The organism is Streptomyces sp. NPDC093089 (genome assembly GCF_044754405.1).
Taxonomy (GTDB): domain Bacteria; phylum Actinomycetota; class Actinomycetes; order Streptomycetales; family Streptomycetaceae; genus Streptomyces.
In genome coordinates, this window is the sequence record NZ_JBIVPA010000002.1 from 448932 (window position 1) to 466699 (window position 17768).

26 protein-coding genes are annotated in these 17768 nt (G+C 68.0%); 1 reads left to right on the top strand and 25 read right to left on the bottom strand.

Going from position 1 to position 17768, the window contains the following annotated elements; translation table 11 throughout:
- Positions 1–196: 196 nt before the first annotated feature.
- The 23 genes from rplO to ACIQFX_RS05740 form a co-directional block, all read right to left on the bottom strand.
- The gene (gene rplO / locus ACIQFX_RS05630; protein ID WP_017239586.1) at positions 197–652 is read right to left on the bottom strand and encodes a 50S ribosomal protein L15; all 456 of its coding nucleotides are present in this window, start codon (positions 650–652) and stop codon (positions 197–199) included.
- A 1-nt stretch (position 653) separates the two neighbouring features.
- A complete protein-coding gene (rpmD, locus tag ACIQFX_RS05635; RefSeq protein ID WP_015035589.1) occupies positions 654–836 on the bottom strand; it encodes a 50S ribosomal protein L30 in 183 nt (60 codons plus the stop codon).
- Complete coding sequence (gene rpsE, locus ACIQFX_RS05640; protein WP_017239585.1) at positions 836–1438, bottom strand: 30S ribosomal protein S5; 603 nt, start codon at positions 1436–1438, stop codon at positions 836–838. The genes rpmD and rpsE overlap by 1 nt, the downstream gene beginning before the upstream one ends.
- Before the next feature lie 45 nt (positions 1439–1483).
- Positions 1484–1867: a 50S ribosomal protein L18 gene (rplR, locus tag ACIQFX_RS05645; RefSeq protein ID WP_402459190.1), complete on the bottom strand. Its 384-nt coding sequence runs from the start codon at positions 1865–1867 to the stop codon at positions 1484–1486.
- A gap of 3 nt (positions 1868–1870) precedes the next feature.
- Entirely contained in the window at positions 1871–2410 is a 540-nt protein-coding gene (gene rplF / locus ACIQFX_RS05650) for a 50S ribosomal protein L6 (RefSeq protein WP_402459192.1), read from the bottom strand.
- A gap of 21 nt (positions 2411–2431) precedes the next feature.
- Positions 2432–2830, bottom strand: coding sequence for a 30S ribosomal protein S8 (gene rpsH / locus ACIQFX_RS05655; RefSeq protein WP_015035585.1), 399 nt, complete (start codon positions 2828–2830; stop codon positions 2432–2434).
- A gap of 221 nt (positions 2831–3051) precedes the next feature.
- On the bottom strand, positions 3052–3237 hold the full coding sequence (locus tag ACIQFX_RS05660) for a type Z 30S ribosomal protein S14 (protein WP_003948630.1): 186 nt from the start codon (positions 3235–3237) through the stop codon (positions 3052–3054).
- Between the two features lie 5 nt (positions 3238–3242).
- On the bottom strand, positions 3243–3800 hold the full coding sequence (gene rplE, locus ACIQFX_RS05665) for a 50S ribosomal protein L5 (RefSeq protein WP_383386706.1): 558 nt from the start codon (positions 3798–3800) through the stop codon (positions 3243–3245).
- Positions 3797–4108 carry a 50S ribosomal protein L24 gene (rplX, locus tag ACIQFX_RS05670; protein ID WP_015035583.1) on the bottom strand — a complete coding sequence of 104 codons (312 nt, stop codon included), beginning with the start codon at positions 4106–4108 and terminating at the stop codon, positions 3797–3799. The genes rplE and rplX overlap by 4 nt, the downstream gene beginning before the upstream one ends.
- Before the next feature lie 2 nt (positions 4109–4110).
- Positions 4111–4479, bottom strand: coding sequence for a 50S ribosomal protein L14 (rplN, locus tag ACIQFX_RS05675; protein WP_003956455.1), 369 nt, complete (start codon positions 4477–4479; stop codon positions 4111–4113).
- Positions 4480–4579: 100 nt separating this feature from the next.
- On the bottom strand, positions 4580–4861 hold the full coding sequence (gene rpsQ / locus ACIQFX_RS05680) for a 30S ribosomal protein S17 (protein WP_015035582.1): 282 nt from the start codon (positions 4859–4861) through the stop codon (positions 4580–4582).
- Positions 4861–5085 (bottom strand): 50S ribosomal protein L29, encoded by a 225-nt coding sequence (rpmC, locus tag ACIQFX_RS05685; RefSeq protein ID WP_017239580.1) that lies wholly within the window; start codon positions 5083–5085, stop codon positions 4861–4863. Before rpmC ends, rpsQ begins: the two co-directional genes overlap by 1 nt.
- A complete protein-coding gene (gene rplP / locus ACIQFX_RS05690) occupies positions 5085–5504 on the bottom strand; it encodes a 50S ribosomal protein L16 (RefSeq protein WP_017239579.1) in 420 nt (139 codons plus the stop codon). Before rplP ends, rpmC begins: the two co-directional genes overlap by 1 nt.
- 5 nt (positions 5505–5509) lie before the next feature.
- The gene (rpsC, locus tag ACIQFX_RS05695) at positions 5510–6349 is read right to left on the bottom strand and encodes a 30S ribosomal protein S3 (protein ID WP_015035579.1); all 840 of its coding nucleotides are present in this window, start codon (positions 6347–6349) and stop codon (positions 5510–5512) included.
- Positions 6349–6696, bottom strand: coding sequence for a 50S ribosomal protein L22 (gene rplV / locus ACIQFX_RS05700; RefSeq protein ID WP_004571827.1), 348 nt, complete (start codon positions 6694–6696; stop codon positions 6349–6351). The genes rpsC and rplV overlap by 1 nt, the downstream gene beginning before the upstream one ends.
- Positions 6697–6738: 42 nt before the next feature.
- A complete protein-coding gene (gene rpsS, locus ACIQFX_RS05705; protein WP_015035577.1) occupies positions 6739–7020 on the bottom strand; it encodes a 30S ribosomal protein S19 in 282 nt (93 codons plus the stop codon).
- A gap of 12 nt (positions 7021–7032) precedes the next feature.
- Entirely contained in the window at positions 7033–7869 is an 837-nt protein-coding gene (gene rplB / locus ACIQFX_RS05710) for a 50S ribosomal protein L2 (protein WP_030208986.1), read from the bottom strand.
- Positions 7870–7909: 40 nt separating this feature from the next.
- Positions 7910–8233 carry a 50S ribosomal protein L23 gene (gene rplW / locus ACIQFX_RS05715; RefSeq protein ID WP_024755407.1) on the bottom strand — a complete coding sequence of 108 codons (324 nt, stop codon included), beginning with the start codon at positions 8231–8233 and terminating at the stop codon, positions 7910–7912.
- Positions 8233–8883, bottom strand: coding sequence for a 50S ribosomal protein L4 (rplD, locus tag ACIQFX_RS05720; RefSeq protein ID WP_366304588.1), 651 nt, complete (start codon positions 8881–8883; stop codon positions 8233–8235). Before rplD ends, rplW begins: the two co-directional genes overlap by 1 nt.
- 7 nt (positions 8884–8890) lie before the next feature.
- Positions 8891–9535 carry a 50S ribosomal protein L3 gene (gene rplC / locus ACIQFX_RS05725; protein WP_383328207.1) on the bottom strand — a complete coding sequence of 215 codons (645 nt, stop codon included), beginning with the start codon at positions 9533–9535 and terminating at the stop codon, positions 8891–8893.
- A gap of 11 nt (positions 9536–9546) precedes the next feature.
- Positions 9547–9855, bottom strand: coding sequence for a 30S ribosomal protein S10 (gene rpsJ / locus ACIQFX_RS05730; RefSeq protein WP_003948644.1), 309 nt, complete (start codon positions 9853–9855; stop codon positions 9547–9549).
- Between the two features lie 421 nt (positions 9856–10276).
- On the bottom strand, positions 10277–11518 hold the full coding sequence (locus ACIQFX_RS05735) for an RNA polymerase sigma factor (protein ID WP_402459195.1): 1242 nt from the start codon (positions 11516–11518) through the stop codon (positions 10277–10279).
- Positions 11515–11877 carry a YciI family protein gene (locus ACIQFX_RS05740; protein ID WP_402459197.1) on the bottom strand — a complete coding sequence of 121 codons (363 nt, stop codon included), beginning with the start codon at positions 11875–11877 and terminating at the stop codon, positions 11515–11517. The genes ACIQFX_RS05735 and ACIQFX_RS05740 overlap by 4 nt, the downstream gene beginning before the upstream one ends.
- Before the next feature lie 212 nt (positions 11878–12089).
- Here ACIQFX_RS05740 and ACIQFX_RS05745 point away from each other — a divergent pair, with 212 nt between their 5' ends.
- Positions 12090–14132, top strand: coding sequence for a PIG-L family deacetylase (locus tag ACIQFX_RS05745; RefSeq protein ID WP_402459198.1), 2043 nt, complete (start codon positions 12090–12092; stop codon positions 14130–14132).
- A gap of 151 nt (positions 14133–14283) precedes the next feature.
- Here the strand turns inward: ACIQFX_RS05745 and tuf are convergent, their stop codons facing one another.
- Together tuf and fusA are read right to left on the bottom strand one after the other, a co-directional pair.
- Positions 14284–15477, bottom strand: a complete 1194-nt coding sequence (gene tuf, locus ACIQFX_RS05750) for an elongation factor Tu (RefSeq protein WP_033201985.1) — start codon at positions 15475–15477, stop codon at positions 14284–14286.
- A gap of 150 nt (positions 15478–15627) precedes the next feature.
- On the bottom strand, positions 15628–17757 hold the full coding sequence (gene fusA / locus ACIQFX_RS05755; protein WP_033201986.1) for an elongation factor G: 2130 nt from the start codon (positions 17755–17757) through the stop codon (positions 15628–15630).
- Positions 17758–17768: the final 11 nt, after the last annotated feature.

The following is a 17768-nucleotide window of genomic DNA, read 5'->3' on the forward strand; positions in this document are numbered from 1 at the left end:
CCGCGCTATGCGTCAAGGGTGACGGTCTTGAGGTTCGACGATTAGGTATCGGTCATCAATTCCGTGCGGGCATACCGCACGGAGTCTAGACAGTGCACGCCACCTTACCGGCGACCGTGCCCCCCTAGGAACGACCAATCGGGGATGCCCCTTTTGAGAGGCATCCCCGATCGGATGTTCAAGCCATCGAGTCGTCTTAGACGAGCTCGGTGACGGTGCCGCCGGCGGCGGTGATCTTCTCCTTGGCGGAGCCGGAGACGGCGTCAACCGAAACCTGCAGCGCCACGGTGATCTCACCGGTGCCGAGCACCTTGACGAGCTGGTTCTTGCGAACCGCGCCCTTGGCGACCAGGTCGGCCACCGTGACCTCTCCACCCTCGGGGTAGAGAGCGCCGAGCTTGTCCAGGTTCACGACCTGGAACTCGGTGCGGAACGGGTTCTTGAAGCCCTTGAGCTTCGGCAGACGCATGTGGAGGGGCATCTGCCCACCCTCGAAGCGCTGCGGAACCTGGTAACGGGCCTTCGTGCCCTTGGTACCACGACCGGCCGTCTTACCCTTGGACGCCTCACCGCGACCCACACGGGTCTTCGCGGTCTTGGCGCCCGGGGCGGGACGGAGGTTGTGGGCCTTCAGCGGGTTGGTCTCCGCCATGTCAGTCAACCTCCTCGACCGTCACGAGGTGGCGGACGGTGTGCACCATGCCGCGGAACTCGGGGCGGTCCTCCTTGACAACCACGTCGTTGACCTTCTTGAGGCCGAGCGAGCGCAGGGTGTCGCGGTGGTTCTGCTTGCTGCCGATGTACGACTTCGTCTGCGTGACCTTGAGGCGAGCCATTACGCACCCGCCCCAGCACGCGCACGGAGCAGAGCCGCGGGGGCGACGTCCTCGAGGGGCAGACCACGGCGAGCCGCGATCTCCTCGGGACGCTGCAGGCCCTTGAGGGCCGCCACGGTCGCGTGCACGATGTTGATCGCGTTGTCGGAGCCGAGCGACTTCGACAGGATGTCGTGAACGCCGGCGCACTCGAGCACGGCGCGCACCGGGCCACCGGCGATAACACCGGTACCGGGGGAAGCCGGCTTGAGCAGGACGACGCCCGCGGCCTTCTCACCCTGGATCGGGTGAGGGATGGTGCCCTGGATGCGGGGAACCTTGAAGAAGTTCTTCTTGGCTTCCTCGACGCCCTTGGCGATGGCCGCGGGAACTTCCTTGGCCTTGCCGTAACCGACACCTACGGTGCCGTCACCGTCACCCACCACGACGAGCGCGGTGAAGCTGAAGCGACGACCACCCTTGACAACCTTGGCGACGCGGTTGATCGCGACAACGCGCTCAACGTACGCGGTCTTCTCGGCGGCAGCGCCACCGTCGCGACCCTTCCGGTCCCGCCGCTCGCCGCCACCGGCACCGCTGCCGCGGCGCTGGGGTCCAGCCATTGGATTACCTCTCTCTGTTACGTCCGTTAGTCCCGGAACCGGGGCTTAGAACTTCAGCCCGGCTTCGCGGGCGGCGTCAGCCAGAACGGCAATGCGCCCGGCGTACCTGTTGCCACCACGGTCGAACACGACAGCCTCGACACCGGCGGCCTTGGCGCGCTCGGCGACCAGGGAACCGACCTGCTTGGCCTGCGCGGACTTGTCACCCTCGCCGCCGCGGATCGACGCGTCCAGGGTCGACGCCGACGCAAGGGTGTGACCCTTGAGGTCGTCGATGACCTGAGCGGTGATACCGCGGTTGGAACGCGTCACGACGAGGCGCGGACGCTCCGCCGTACCCGACACGTTCTTGCGGATGCGGATGTGGCGGCGCTTCTTGGCGGCACCCTTGTAGGCGTCACCCTTGGCGATCTTCACACCGTATGCCATGGCTTACTTACCAGCCTTTCCGACCTTGCGGCGGATGACCTCACCCGCATACTTCACGCCCTTGGCCTTGTAGGGGTCGGGCTTGCGAAGCTTGCGGATGTTGGCGGCGACCTCGCCGACCTTCTGCTTGTCGATGCCCTCGACCGAGAACTTGGTCGGCGACTCGACCTTGAACGAGATGCCCTCGGGCGCCTCGACCAGGATCGGGTGGCTGTAGCCGAGCTGGAACTCCAGGTCGGAGCCCTTCGCGGCGACGCGGTAACCGACACCGCTGATCTCGAGCGCCTTGACGTAACCCTGGGTCACACCGGTGATCATGTTGGCCACCAGCGTGCGGGACAGGCCGTGCAGGGCCTTGTTCTGACGCTCGTCGTTCGGACGGTTGACGTTCAGCACGCCATCCTCGCCCTTAACGATCTCGATCGGCGCGGCGACGGTGTGGGTCAGGGTGCCCTTGGAACCCTTGACCGTGACCGTGCGGCCCTCGATGGTGACGTCCACGCCGGCGGGAACCTGGATAGGCAGCTTGCCAATACGCGACATTAGCTATTCCTCCGTTCCCGACTACCAGACGTAGGCGAGGACTTCCCCACCTACGCCCTTCTTGCCTGCCTGCTGGCCGGTCAGGAGACCGTGGGACGTGGAGATGATCGCCACGCCCAGGCCGCCGAGGACCTTCGGCAGGTTGGTGGACTTCGCGTAAACCCGGAGGCCGGGCTTCGAGATCCGCTTGATGCCCGCGATGGAGCGCTCACGGTTCGGACCGAACTTGAGCTCGAGGACGAGGTTCTTGCCGACCTCGGCGTCCTCGACCTTCCAGCCCGTGATGAAGCCCTCCTGCTGGAGGATTTCCGCGATGTGAGACTTGATCTTGCTGTGCGGCATCGTCACGGAGTCGTGGTATGCCGAGTTCGCGTTACGCAGACGAGTCAGCATGTCCGCGATCGGATCAGTCATGGTCATGAATTGGCCTTCGGCCTCTCTCGCCGGGGTTTCCTGTATGCGCCATCCCTCTCCCCACACAGGGGCGGGACGGGTGCGGCGCGGGGACCTACGGCGTAGTAAGTCGTACGGGCGGCGGACGCCCAACCCCACTAGCCTAAGGCATACGGGGGTGGGCCTCCGCCGACCCAATGCTTACCGAGAGTCTCTGGTCATCCCAACGTCCTATGGACGGAAGGGAGTTACCAGGAGCTCTTGGTCACGCCCGGCAGCTCGCCACGGTGAGCCATCTCACGAAGGCACACGCGGCACAGGCCGAACTTGCGGTACACGGAGTGGGGACGACCACAGCGCTGGCAGCGCGTGTAGCCACGCACGCCGAACTTGGGCTTGCGGGCAGCCTTCGCGATGAGAGCCTTCTTCGCCATCTCGCTTACGCCTCCTTGAACGGGAAGCCGAGGTGACGGAGAAGGGCGCGGCCCTCAGCGTCGTTGGTCGCCGTGGTCACCACGGTGATGTCCATACCCCGGACACGGTCGATCTTGTCCTGGTCGATCTCGTGGAACATGACCTGCTCCGTGAGACCGAAGGTGTAGTTGCCACGCCCGTCGAACTGCTTGGGGGACAGACCACGGAAGTCGCGGATACGCGGCAGCGCGAGCGACAGGGTGCGGTCCAGGAACTCCCACATGCGGTCGCCACGGAGGGTGACGTGTGCACCGATCGGCTGGCCCTCACGCAGCTTGAACTGCGCGATGGACTTGCGGGCCTTGGTGATGGCCGGCTTCTGACCGGTGATGGTGGTCAGGTCACGGACGGCACCGTCCATGAGCTTCGAGTCACGGGCGGCGTCGCCGACACCCATGTTGACCACGATCTTCACGAGGCCGGGGATCTGCATGACGTTCTCGTAGGAGAACTCCTCACGCAGCTTGCCCGCGATCTCCTCGCGGTACTTCGTCTTGAGACGCGGAGTGGTGGTAGCCATCAGATGTCCTCACCCGTCCGCTTGGCAACGCGGATCTTGTTGCCCTCGTCGTCGAAGCGGTAACCGACACGCGTGACGACCTTCTTGCCGTCCTTCTCCACGACCAGCTGGACGTTGGAGACGTGGACCGGAGCCTCGGTCGTGACGATGCCACCGGCCTGCGACGGGCCGGCCTTGGTGTGCTTCTTGACCCGGTTGACACCCTCGACGAGGACGCGGTTCTCGCGGGGGAAGGCCGTGATGACCTTGCCCTGCTTGCCCTTGTCCTTACCGGTGATGACCTGGACCAGGTCGCCCTTCTTGATCTTCATGCTTACAGCACCTCCGGCGCGAGCGAGATGATCTTCATGAACTTCTTCTCGCGCAGCTCACGGCCGACCGGGCCGAAGATACGGGTGCCACGAGGGTCGCCGTCGTTCTTGAGAATGACAGCGGCGTTCTCGTCGAAGCGGATGTACGAGCCGTCCTGGCGGCGGCGCTCCTTGACGGTGCGAACGATGACCGCCTTGACGACGTCACCCTTCTTCACGTTGCCACCGGGGATCGCGTCCTTGACGGTGGCGACGATGACGTCACCGATGCCCGCGTAGCGGCGACCCGAGCCACCGAGAACACGGATGCAAAGGATCTCCTTGGCACCAGTGTTGTCGGCGACACGCAGTCGCGACTCCTGCTGGATCACGTCTATCTCCTGATTTGTCTGCCGGTTCCCGGCCGGGGCTTCACGAGGAAGCCCCGGCCGAGCCTGGCGGAACGAACTCGAAGGGTTACCCCTTCAAGAATTACTTGGCCTTCTCGAGGATCTCGATGACGCGCCAGTGCTTCGTGGCGGACAGCTTCCGGGTCTCCATCAGGAGGACGCGGTCGCCGATGCCGGCAGCGTTCTGCTCGTCGTGAGCCTTGAGCTTGTTCGTACGGCGGATGACCTTGCCGTACAGCGCGTGCTTGACGCGGTCCTCGACAGCGACGACGACGGTCTTGTCCATCTTGTCGCTGACGACCAGGCCCTCGCGGACCTTGCGAGCGTTGCGCTCGGTCTTCTCAGTCACGTTGCTCTCGCTCATCAGGCGTTCTCCACCGTCTCGATGCCCAGCTCACGCTCACGCATCAGGGTGTAGATCCGGGCGATGTCCTTACGGACGGACTTGAGCCGACCGTGGTTCTCGAGCTGGCCCGTCGCCGCCTGGAAGCGGAGGTTGAACAGCTCTTCCTTGGCCTCGCGGAGCTTGTTGAGAAGCTCCTCGTTGCCCAGCTCGCGCAGCTCGGACGCCTTGGTACCGGCCGACATCACAGCTCACCTGCTTCGCGCTTCACGATCTTGCACTTCATCGGCAGCTTGTGGGCCGCACGGGTCAGGGCCTCGCGCGCGATCTTCTCGTTCGGGTAGGACAGTTCGAACATCACCCGACCCGGCTTGACGTTCGCGATCCACCACTCCGGAGAACCCTTACCGGAACCCATGCGGGTCTCGGCGGGCTTCTTCGTCAGCGGGCGGTCCGGGTAGATGTTGATCCAGACCTTGCCGCCACGCTTGATGTGGCGGGTCATCGCGATACGAGCCGCCTCGATCTGGCGGTTGGTCACATACGCCGGCGTGAGGGCCTGAATGCCGTACTCGCCGAACGCAACCTGCGTACCACCCTTGCTCGCGCCGGAGCGCTTCGGGTGGTGCTGCTTGCGGTGCTTGACCCTACGGGGGATCAGCATTTCGGTCAGGCCTCCGTTCCGGTGCTCTCAGCCGGAGCAGCGGCGGCAGCCTCGGCCTTGGGGGCCTCGGCGGCCGGAGCCGACTGCTGCGGCTTGCGGCCGCGGCCGCCACGCTCGCCACCGCGGCCACCACGGCCGGCCGGGCGGTCGCCAGCGCCGGCACCACGGGCCGGGCGGTTACCCGCACGGGCCGCGGCGTTCTCGGCGCGGACCTCGGCGATGTTCTTGACGTCGCCCTTGTAGATCCAGACCTTGACGCCAATGCGACCGAAGGTCGTCTTGGCCTCGAAGAAGCCGTAGTCCACGTTCGCGCGGAGCGTGTGCAGCGGCACACGACCCTCGCGGTAGAACTCCGAGCGGGACATCTCGGCGCCGCCGAGACGACCGCCGCACTGGATCTTGATGCCCTTGGCGCCGGCCTTCATCGTGCCCTGCATGCTCTTACGCATGGCGCGACGGAAGGAGACGCGGGAGGAGAGCTGCTCGGCAACGGCCTGAGCGACCAGCTGGGCGTCCATCTCGGGGTTCTTGACCTCGAGGATGTTCAGCTGGACCTGCTTGCCCGTGAGCTTCTCGAGGTCGCCGCGGATGCGGTCGGCCTCGGCGCCACGGCGGCCGATGACGATGCCGGGACGCGCGGTGTGGATGTCCACCCGCACGCGGTCACGGGTGCGCTCGATCTCAACCTTCGAGATGCCGGCGCGCTCCATGCCGGACGTCATCATCCGACGGATGGCGACGTCTTCCTTGACGTAGTCCTTGTACAGCTTGTCGGCGTACCAGCGGGACTTGAAGTCCGTGGTGATGCCGAGCCGGAACCCATGCGGGTTAACCTTCTGGCCCATTACCGGGTTCCTTCCTTGCTGCTGACGACCACGGTGATGTGGCTGGTCCGCTTACGGATCCGGTAGGCACGGCCCTGAGCACGCGGACGGAACCGCTTCAGGGTCGGGCCCTCATCCACGTACGCCTCGCTGATGACCAGCGAAGAGGCGTCGGTGTGGTCGTAGTTGTGTGCAGCGTTGGCGATGGCGCTGTCCAGCACCTTGCCAACCGGCACGCTCGCGGCCTGCGGGGCGAAACGCAGGACCGCCTGAGCCTCCGTGGCGTCCATGCCACGGATAAGGTCCACCACGCGGCGGGCCTTCATGGGCGTGACGCGGATGTACCGCGCCTGGGCCCTGGCTTCCATGGTTGTCCTTCCAGTGTCTGTCATGGTCATTCCACCCCGCTACTAGCGGCGCTTCGACTTCCGGTCGTCCTTCACGTGACCCCGGAAGGTGCGCGTCGGCGAGAACTCGCCGAGCTTGTGGCCGACCATCGACTCGGTGACAAACACCGGAATGTGGGTCTTGCCGTTGTGCACCGCGATCGTGTGGCCGAGCATGGCCGGGATGATCATCGAGCGACGGGACCAGGTCTTGATGACGTTCTTGGTACCGGCTTCGTTCTGGGCGTCCACCTTCTTGACGAGGTGGCCGTCGACGAAGGGTCCCTTCTTGAGACTGCGCGGCATCTAAACCCGCTCCTAGCGCTTCTTGTTCGTCTTGCGGCGGCGGACGATGTACTTGTTCGAAGCCTTCTTCGGCGAACGAGTACGACCCTCCTTCTGACCCCACGGGGAGACCGGGTGGCGACCACCGGAGGTCTTGCCCTCACCACCACCGTGCGGGTGGTCGACCGGGTTCATCGCCACACCGCGAACGGTCGGGCGAACGCCCAGCCAGCGCTTACGGCCGGCCTTGCCCCAGTTGATGTTCGACTGCTCGGCGTTGCCGACCTCGCCGATGGTGGCGCGGCAGCGGGCGTCGACGAGACGGATCTCACCGGACGGCATGCGGAGGTGGGCCATCGTGCCCTCCTTCGCCAGCAGCTGCACGGAGGCACCAGCGGAGCGCGCGAACTTGGCGCCGCCACCGGGACGGAGCTCGATCGCGTGGATCGTGGTACCGACCGGGATGTTGCGGAGCGCCAGGTTGTTGCCGGGCTTGATGTCAGCGCCGGGGCCGTTCTCGACGCGGTCACCCTGCGTCAGACCCTTGGGGGCGATGATGTAGCGCTTCTCGCCGTCCACGTAGTGGAGCAGCGCGATGCGCGCGGTGCGGTTGGGGTCGTACTCGATGTGAGCGACCTTGGCCGGCACGCCGTCCTTGTCGTGACGACGGAAGTCGATCACGCGGTAGGCGCGCTTGTGGCCACCGCCCTGGTGACGGACGGTCACACGACCGGTGTTGTTACGGCCGCCCTTGCTGTGCAGGGGGCGGACCAGCGACTTCTCCGGCGTGGACCGCGTGATCTCGACGAAGTCGGCTACGGAGGAGCCACGGCGGCCCGGCGTAGTCGGCTTGTACTTGCGGATTCCCATTTCTCAGTCCTCGTCCGATTCCGGACGATCCAGACCGCCCTTAGGCGGTCGGACCGCCGAAGATGTCGATACGGTTGCCCTCGGCAAGGGTCACGATGGCGCGCTTGGTGTCCTTGCGCTTGCCGAAACCGGCCTTGGTGCGCTTGCGCTTACCCTGGCGGTTGATCGTGTTGACCCCGGTGACCTTGACCGAGAAGACCGCCTCGACGGCCTGCTTGATCTGGGTCTTGTTGGAGCCAGGCGCGACGATGAACGTGTACTTGTTCTCGTCCAGCAGGGCGTAGCTCTTCTCCGAGACGACCGGCTTGACGAGAATGTCGCGCGGGTCCGAGAAGGTCTTGCTGGTGACGACGGCCTCAGTCATCAGGCGTCGCTCCCTTCGGTCTCAGCGGTCTGGGGGCCAGACACGAAGGACTCGAGGGCGGCCTGGGTGAAGACCACGTCGTCAGAGACGATCACGTCGTACGTGTTGAGCTGGCCCGGCTCCAGGATGTGCACCTGGGGCAGGTTACGAGCGGACAGCCACGCGGCCTCGTCGGAGCGCTCGGCGACCAGGAGCAGGTTCTTGCGCTCCGAGATCTTGCCGAACAGCGTCTTCGCGGCCTTGGTGGAGACCTCGCCCTCGACCACGCCGGTGACGACGTGGATGCGGGAGTGGTTCGCCCGGTCCGAGAGGGCACCGCGGAGGGCGGCGGCCTTCATCTTCTTCGGGGTCCGCTGCGAGTAGTCACGCGGCACGGGACCGTGCACGACGCCACCACCGGCGAACTGCGGGGCGCGGGTCGAACCCTGACGGGCGCGGCCGGTGCCCTTCTGGCGGTAAGGCTTCTTGCCACCACCGCGGACTTCGCCACGGGTCTTGGTCTTGTGCGTGCCCTGACGGGCCGCGGCCAGCTGCGCGACGACGACCTGGTGGATCAGCGGAACGCTGACCTTGGCGCCGAAGATCTCCGCGGGGAGCTCGACGGTCCCGGCCTTGTCGCCTGCCGGCGAAAGGATGTCAATGGTGCTCATCGGTTCCTCAAACCCCCTTGGCCGCGGTGCGGACCAGGACGAGGCCACCGTTGGGGCCGGGGACGGCGCCCTTGATGAGCAGCAGACCCTTCTCGGCGTCAACGGCGTGGACGGTCAGGTTCTGGGTGGTCACACGCTCGTTGCCCATGCGACCGGCCATACGCATGCCCTTGAAGACACGGCCCGGGGTGGCGCAGCCACCGATGGAACCGGGCTTGCGGTGCACGCGGTGGGCACCGTGCGACGCCTTGCCACCACGGAAGTTGTGGCGCTTCATGACACCGGCGAAGCCCTTGCCCTTGCTCTTGCCCGTGACGTCGACCTTCACGCCGGCCTCGAAGACCTCGGCGGTGATCTCCTGGCCGAGCGTGTACTCGGAGGCGTCAGCGGTGCGGAGCTCCACCAGGTGGCGGCGCGGGGTGACGTCGGCCTTGGCGAAGTGACCCTTGAGGGGCTTGTTCACCTTGCGCGGGTCGATCTCGCCGAAGGCGATCTGGACCGACTCGTAGCCGTCGCTGTCGTTCGTACGGACCTGGGTCACGACATTCGGGCCGGCCTTGACGACGGTCACCGGGACGACCCGGTTGTTCTCGTCCCAGACCTGCGTCATGCCGAGCTTCTCGCCCAGGATGCCCTTGATGTTCTTAGCCATCTCGCGCGCCCTCAGAGCTTGATCTCGATGTCAACGCCCGCCGGGAGGTCGAGGCGCATGAGCGAGTCAACCGTCTTCGGCGTGGGGTCGAGGATGTCGATGAGGCGCTTGTGCGTGCGCATCTCGAAGTGCTCGCGCGAGTCCTTGTACTTGTGCGGCGACTTGATGACGCAGTACACGTTCTTCTCAGTGGGCAGCGGCACCGGGCCTGCGACCGACGCACCAGTGCGGGTCACCGTCTCGACGATCTTCTTCGCCGAGGAGTCGATGACCTCGTGGTCGTAGGCCTTGAGCCGGATGCGGATCTTCTGTCCCGCCATGGCTACTAGTAGTCCTTTGTCTCGTAACGCTCTGGCACCCCGGTCAGTTCGCGTCCCACCTCCGACCCACGCGGTCGGGCGTGTCGCACTCCCTCTACGCAGAAATCCCTGAGGATTTCCCAACCAAGGGGGTGCGGTCACCATGACCGCGAATCGGGGGCGGAACACCCACCGGGAGCCTGGCCGGCACCCCGCTGACGCTTCCCAGAAGATTCCCGTACGTCCGACCCGAGGGGTCGACGAGTACTGTGGGACTCGCTTCCGGTCCTCCCGACGGGAGGCGCGCAGCATCGGCACTCAACCGAGCAACCCCGACAGTCTGCCATACGCGGCCTTCTCGCCGCCAATCGGGATCGAAGACTGTACCCCACGTCACGTAGGGGTAAGCGCCGAGGCGCACCCGGCGCCGCCGGAGCACTCCTCAGCCCAACCGCCGCGCCCGCTCGGTGAGATGGCGGCGCTCCGGCGCGCTCGTCGTCCTGCGGGCGGCGTCCCGGTACGCCGAGGCCGCCTCCTCCCGGTCGCCGAGGAGTTCGAGGAGGTGGGCGCGGGTGGCGAGCAGCCGGTGGTTGCGGGCCAGCCGCGCGTCCGCCGCCAGCTCCTCCAGCAGGTCGAGACCGGCCCGCGGGCCCCGGACCATCGCGACCGCGACCGCCCGGTTGAGGGTGACCATCGGGTTCGGCCCGGTGCGTTCGAGGAGGTCGTACAGGGCGAGGATCTGGGGCCAGTCGGTGTCCTCGGCGGTCCGGGCCTCGTCGTGCACGGCGGCGATGGCCGCCTGGAGCTGGTACGGGCCGATCCGGCCCCTGGGCAGGGTGCGGCTGATCAGCGCGACGCCCTCCTCGACGAGCCCGGCGTCCCAGCTCCCCCGGTCCTGGTCCGCGAGGGGGATCAGCTCGCCGTGCGGACCGGTGCGGGCCGGGCGTCGGGCGTCGGTGAGGAGCATGAGGGCGAGCAGTCCCGCGGTCTCGGGGTCCTCGGGGAGGAGCCCGTGCAGGAGCCGGGTGAGCCGGATCGCCTCGGTCGACAGTTCGGGCGCGGTGAGGTCGTCGCCGCCGCTGGCCGTGTAGCCCTCGTTGAAGACCAGGTAGAGCACGTGCCGCACCTCGGCGAGCCGGGCCGTGCGGTCCTCGCCCTCGGGCTGCGCCAGCGACCATCCGCCGGCCCTGATCGTCTGCTTCGCCCGGCTGATCCGCTGCGCCATGGTCGACTCGGGGACGAGGAAGGCGGCGGCGATCTGCGCGGTGGTGAGGCCGCCGACGGCCCGCAGGGTGAGCGCGATCCGGCTGGGCGGCGACAGGTCGGGGTGGCAGCACAGGAAGAGCAGCGCCAGGGAGTCGTCCCGGTCGGCCCCCGGTGCGTCGTCGGCGGCGGGCGCGAGGAGCGCGGAGTCCGGGGTGGCGAGCGCGACGGCGTCCTCGCGGCGCCTGCGCGCGGACTCGCTGCGCACCAGGTCGACGTACCGCCGGGCGGCGACGGTGAGGAGCCAGCCGCGCGGGTGGTCGGGGACCCCGCCCTCCGGCCACTGCTGTGCGGCGGCGATCAGGGCCTCCTGGACGGCGTCCTCGCACAGGTCGAAGTCGCCGTACCGGCGGACGAGCGCGCCGAGGACCCGCGGCGCGTCGGCGCGCAGCAGGTCCTCGATCCCGTGCGGGCCGGTCACACGTCCGCCGCGGACTCGTGCAGGACCGGCCACAGCTCGACCGGGTCGACGTCCGCGAAGGGCATGTCCGCGGCGATCTCCTGGGCGCGCTCCTGGCTCGCGCAGTCGAGCAGGTAGAAGCTGGCCAGGTACTCCTTGGTCTCCAGGTACGGGCCGTCGGTGACCGCGGGGGCGCCGCCCTCGCGGCGCACGAGCTGGGCGGCAGCCGCGTCGGCGAGCCCGTACGCGCCGATCAGCTCGCCGGTCTCCCGGTACTTCCGGTTGAAGGCCTCCTGCCGGGCGATCGCCTCGGGCCAGGCGTCGGCGGGGAAGGCGTCCCACTTGGCCTGGTTGCCGTAGATCATCGCGACGTACTTCATCTCGGGTGTCCTCCCCGTCCCGCGCGCCCCTGCGGCGCGCTGTCACCCAGGAGTCGGAGCCCGCGGCGCGTGCTCGACATCGGGTGGCGGACTTCTTCGAAGATCTTTTCCGCGCTGCATCCTCGCAGCGGGAGCCCCGATTCGCACACAACCACGAGTACCGAATATTCGTCTTGCAGGGGACCGATCACCCGAAAGGACGGCCCCCGCTCGTGACCACAGCTCCTCGCCGACGGACGGTGCTCGCCGTCGCCCTCGCGGTCACCGCGGCCGCCGCCGGCTGTTCCGTACCGGAGCCGCGGCGGACGGCGCCGACCGCAGACCCGGCGCCGGGGAAGCCGATCGCGAAGGTCGGGGGGCGGCGGGCGCTGCTGATGCAGTTCTCCGCGCATCCGGACGACGACCTGTACTTCATGAACCCGGACACGCAGCGGCTGCTGGACTCCGGGGTGCCGCTGGTCTCGGTGTACGTGACGGCCGGCGAGCACACGGGGCGGAACCGGGTCGCGGGGATGCCCGACGCTCCCCCGGACCGGGCCGCCTACTCCGCCGCCCGCCACCAGGGCCTGCGCCAGGCGTACGCCGAGGCGCTCGGGCTTCCGCGGTTCACGCCCTGGCGGCGCGAGGTGCTGACGCTCCCCGGCGGCCTGCGGGCGGAGGCCGACACGCTCGCGCGCGGCGCGCGCCGGGTGGAGCTGGTCTTCCTGAACCTGCCGATGCACACCACCCGGCGCTTCATGGCCCTGCCGGCTCTCTGGCACGACCGGGCCCTCGAACTGCGGACGCACCTGTCGGCGGGTTCGCCGGTGACCCGCTCGGACACGTACGACTACGACCGCCTCGTCGGCACGCTCGCCGACCTGCTGCGCCGCTACCGGCCGACCGTGGTGCACACCCTGGATCCGGACCCGGACGTCCAGCACAGCGACGAGGCCACCCGGCGGCGGGACTCCGAGCAGCCGGGGTACGCGGACCACGGGGACCACACGGCCGTCGCCTGCTTCACCTGGGCCGCGCTGGGCCGCTGGGTGACCGACGCGGTCCGGGACGGCGGGCCGATACCGGCGTTCACGACGAGCGCGTTCCGCGGCTACTACAACCGGCACTGGCCCAAGAACCTCCCGCCGCAGGTCCTCGCGGAGAAGGCCGCGCGGCTCGTGCCGTACGGCGGCGACCCGTCCTGGCAGTGCGGGAACCCCTCCGGCTGCGGCGACTACGGCGTCGGCGGCGACCGGCCGCTCACCAACCGCAAGGGCTGGGTCCGCTCCACCCACCACCGCTGGCCCGGCGCCCGTCCCGCGGTCACCGAGGAGCCGGACGGCCGCCTCACCGCCTACGGCGTCCTCGGCCTGCGCGCGGTCCGCTGGCGGGAGTCGGCGCCGGGCGCCGGTGCGGGCACCCGGGCGCCGGGCGGCACGCGGGGCGCGTCGGCGCCCGGCGGCGCCGACTGGGGCGAGCCGGAGGACCTCGGCGGCGGGCCGCTGGCCCCGGCGCTCGGCTCGGCGGTGCTCGACGACGGCAGGGTGCTGCTGTTCGCGGTGCGGTTCGCCGCGCTCGACGGCCACGGCGGGCCGAACCGGCGCGAGGTGGTGCTCCTGGAGCAGCGCTCCCCCGGCGGCCCGTTCCTCGCCTGGCGCGGGCTCGGGAACCCGGAGCGCTCCGACGACCGCGGCCGCCGGATCGGTGCCCCGGTGGCGGTCACGGCTCCCGACGGCCGGGTCCACCTCTTCGTACGGAACGCCGCCAAGGGCGTGTCGACCACCGTCCGGGCGGCCGCGGACGGGTCCTGGGGGCCCTGGCGGGCGCTCCCCGGGGACGCGGAGGTCCAGGACGGCCTCGCCGTCTCCCTGGACGCGGCCAGCCGGGTGCACGTCTACGCGGCGGGGCGGGACTCGGTGCGCCACTGGGTGGACGGGGTCGAGCGGTCGGACCGGCTGCCGCTCTCCGGGTCGACGGTGGCGGCGGCCGGCGGCGAGCTGTTCCACCGCCCACCGGCCGCCGCGGGGCTGCTCGGCCCCACGGGCGACGCCGGGCTCGACGGTTACGGGGAGGTGGTCGCCGCCCGCTCCCCGGCGCTCGGCACGGTGCTGCTGGGCACGGACCTGCGCGGCCGCCTCCAGGTGCGGGTCGGCGACCGGCTGCGTACCCGCACGGCGGGCGGCGCCGCGGTCGCGGCCGCGCTGCACCTGGGCGCGCGCGGGACGACGGTGGTGGGCCTGGGCCCGGACGGGCACCCCTGGAGCTGGCGGCCGTAGGGGGTGTCCTGTCGATCAGGCCGGGCTCGCGGGGCCTGATCGACAGGACACCCCCCGGCGCGGCCGGGAACGCGAGAAGGCCCCGCACCTCTCGGTGCGGGGCCTTCCCTCACTGCTAGCAGCTCGTACGAGCTACCAGGTCAGTTCAAGATCAGGCAGTGATCTTGACGACCTGGCCGGCGCCGACGGTCCGGCCACCCTCACGGATGGCGAACTTGAGGCCCTCCTCCATGGCGATGGGCTGGATCAGCTCAACGCTCATGGCGGTGTTGTCGCCCGGCATGACCATCTCGGTGCCCTCGGGGAGGGTCACGACGCCGGTCACGTCCGTGGTACGGAAGTAGAACTGCGGGCGGTAGTTGTTGAAGAACGGGGTGTGACGGCCACCCTCGTCCTTCGACAGGATGTACGCCTGCGCCTCGAAGTTGGTGTGAGGCGTGACCGAGCCCGGCTTGATGATGACCTGGCCGCGCTCGACGTCCTCGCGCTTGATGCCACGGAGGAGCAGACCGACGTTCTCACCGGCCTGGCCCTCGTCGAGCAGCTTGCGGAACATCTCGATGCCGGTGACCGTGGTGGTGGTCTTCTCGGTCTTGATGCCGATGATGTCGACGGTCTCGTTGACCTTGAGGACACCACGCTCGATACGACCGGTGACGACGGTGCCACGACCGGTGATCGTGAAGACGTCCTCGATCGGCATCAGGAACGGCTTGTCGACGTCACGCTCGGGCTGCGGGATGGACTCGTCCACCGCGTGCATGAGGCCGAGGAGCTTCTCGCCCCACTCCTTGTCGCCCTCGAGCGCCTTGAGCGCCGAGACGCGGACGACCGGCAGGTCGTCGCCCGGGAACTCGTACTCGGAGAGGAGCTCACGAACCTCGAGCTCGACGAGCTCCAGGATCTCCTCGTCGTCCACCATGTCGGCCTTGTTCAGGGCGACGACGATGTACGGAACGCCGACCTGGCGGGCCAGGAGCACGTGCTCCTTGGTCTGCGGCATCGGGCCGTCGGTGGCGGCGACCACGAGGATGGCGCCGTCCATCTGCGCCGCACCCGTGATCATGTTCTTGATGTAGTCAGCGTGACCGGGGCAGTCGACGTGCGCGTAGTGACGCGACTCCGTCTGGTACTCGACGTGCGCGATCGAGATGGTGATACCGCGCTGGCGCTCCTCGGGAGCCTTGTCGATCTGGTCGAAGGCCGAGGCCTCGTTCAGGTCCGGGTACGCGTCGTGCAGCACCTTGGTAATGGCGGCCGTGAGGGTCGTCTTACCGTGGTCGATGTGACCGATGGTGCCGATGTTGACGTGCGGCTTAGTCCGCTCGAACTTCGCCTTCGCCACTGGGGTCCTCCTGGAGTGGTTCTGAACGCCTTGCTTCATCGGCGCCAGGTGATCTTTGCTGGGATGCCAGTCGCCGGGGCCCGGTTCCTCGGGGTTCCGGGGCCGAGCCCCGACGACTGGTGTCAAGCCTAAAGCGTGAACTCGGAAGAGTTACTCGCCCTTGGCCTTCGCGATGATCTCCTCGGCGACGTTCCGCGGAACCTCGGCGTAGGAGTCGAACTGCATCGAGTAGCTTGCGCGACCCGAGGTCTTGCTGCGGAGGTCGCCGACGTAGCCGAACATCTCCGACAGGGGCACGAGGCCCCGCACGACGCGAGCGCCGCTGCGCTCCTCCATGGCCTGAATCTGACCACGGCGGGAGTTGATGTCGCCGATGACCTCACCCATGTAGTCCTCGGGCGTGACGACCTCAACGGCCATCATCGGCTCAAGGATGACGGGGGAAGCCTTGCGCGCGGCCTCCTTGAAGGCCTGCGAACCGGCGATCTTGAACGCGAGCTCGGAGGAGTCGACCTCGTGGTAGGCACCGTCGAGAAGGATGACGCGGACGCCAGTCATCTCGTAGCCGGCCAGGATGCCGAACTGCATGGCCTCCTGCGCACCCGCGTCGACCGAAGGGATGTACTCCTTCGGGATGCGGCCACCGGTGACCTTGTTCACGAACTCGTAGGAGGCGTCGCCACCCTCGATGGGCTCGATCGCGATCTGCACCTTGGCGAACTGACCGGTACCACCGGTCTGCTTCTTGTGGGTGTAGTCCACGCGCTCGACGGCCTTGCGGATCGTCTCGCGGTACGCGACCTGCGGCTTGCCGACGTTCGCCTCGACCTTGAACTCGCGACGCATACGGTCGACGAGGATGTCGAGGTGAAGCTCGCCCATACCACCGATGATGGTCTGGCCGGTCTCCTCGTCCGAGTGAACCTGGAAGGAGGGGTCCTCCTCCGCGAGACGCTGGATGGCGACACCCAGCTTCTCCTGGTCACCCTTGGACTTGGGCTCGATGGCGACCTGGATGACCGGCGCCGGGAAGTCCATGGACTCCAGGATGACCGGGTTCTTGTCGTCGCACAGCGTCTCACCGGTGGTGGTCTGCTTGAGGCCCATGACGGCGACGATGTCGCCGGCGCCCACCGAGTCGATCTCCTCACGCTTGTTCGCGTGCATGCGGTAGATCTTGCCGATGCGCTCCTTCTTGCCCTTGACGGAGTTCAGCACCGCGGTGCCGGCCTCCAGGCGACCGGAGTAGATCCGGACGAAGGTGAGCTTGCCGAGGTGCGGGTCGCTCGCGATCTTGAACGCGAGGGCCGACAGCGGCTCGTCGTCGGACGGCTTGCGCTTCACGACGAGCTCGGCGTCCTTGACGTCGTGGCCCTCGATGGCCTCGACGTCGAGCGGCGACGGCAGGTAGCGGACGACGGCGTCGAGCAGGGGCTGAACGCCCTTGTTCTTGAACGCGGTGCCGCAGAAGACGGGGGTGACCGTCTTCTCGCCGTTGCCCTTGCCGGACGCGATCGTGATGCGGCGGACGGCAGCGTAGAGCTGCTCCTCGGTGGGCTCGACGCCCTCGAGGAAGAGCTCCATGAGCTCCTCGTCGTTCTCCGCGACGGTCTCGACGAGCTTGGCGCGGTACTCCTCGGCCTGCTCGAGCTTGTCCGCCGGGATGTCGACGACGTCGTACATCTCGCCCTTGCTGGCCTCGGCGGACCAGACAAGCGCCTTCATGCGGACCAGGTCGATGACGCCCTGGAAGTCCATCTCGGCACCGATGGGGAGCTGCATGACGATCGGGACGGCGCCGAGGCGGTCCACGATCATGTCGACGCAGCGGAGGAACTCGGCGCCCGTACGGTCGAGCTTGTTGACGAAGCAGATGCGCGGCACGCCGTAGCGGTCCGCCTGACGCCAGACAGTCTCGGACTGGGGCTCGACGCCGGCCACACCGTCGAACACGGTGACAGCACCGTCGAGCACGCGCAGCGAACGCTCCACCTCGACGGTGAAGTCGACGTGACCCGGCGTGTCGATGATGTTGATCGTGTGATCGACATTCTCGAGCGGCCAGTGGCAGGTCGTCGCGGCAGACGTGATCGTGATGCCGCGCTCCTGCTCCTGCTCCATCCAGTCCATCGTGGCAGCGCCGTCGTGGACTTCACCGATCTTGTACGAGACACCGGTGTAGAACAGGATCCGCTCGGTGGTGGTCGTCTTGCCCGCGTCGATGTGAGCCATGATGCCGATGTTGCGCACCTTGGCAAGGTCAAGCGAAGTGGTAGCCATATCGGCTCAGT